Genomic DNA, 482 nt, shown 5'->3' with positions numbered 1-482 from the left:
ACATGCCGTTCCTGGAGGACGGCACGCCGGTCGACATCATCCTCAACCCGCTGGGCGTGCCCGGCCGGATGAACGTCGGGCAGGTGCTGGAGACCCATCTGGGCTGGATCGCGGCCCGAGGATGGGATATCTCCGGCATCCAGGAGGCGTGGGCCGAGCGGCTGCGCGACAAGGGCTTCGACACGGTCGAGCCGCGCACCAACATGGCCACCCCGGTCTTCGACGGCGCCCACGAGGAGGAGATTGTCGGGCTCCTCGACAGCACCATGCCCAACCGCGACGGGGACCGGATGGTCCAGCAGACCGGCAAGGCACGGCTGTTCGACGGGCGTTCCGGCGAGCCGTTCCCGTATCCGATCTCGGTCGGCTACATCTACATCCTGAAGCTGCTGCACCTGGTCGACGACAAGATCCACGCGCGTTCGACCGGCCCGTACTCGATGATCACCCAGCAGCCGCTGGGTGGTAAGGCGCAGTTCGGC

1 pseudogene is annotated in these 482 nt (G+C 67.2%); it reads left to right on the top strand.

The annotated features are described in order from the left end of the window. A pseudogene (locus tag QSK26_RS41490) lies at positions 1–482 on the top strand (DNA-directed RNA polymerase subunit beta); the annotation flags it as partial.

Source organism: Microtetraspora sp. NBRC 13810, assembly GCF_030268685.1.
Lineage (GTDB): Bacteria > Actinomycetota > Actinomycetes > Streptosporangiales > Streptosporangiaceae > BSRQ01.
This window is presented reverse-complemented; position numbering and strand designations above follow the sequence as displayed.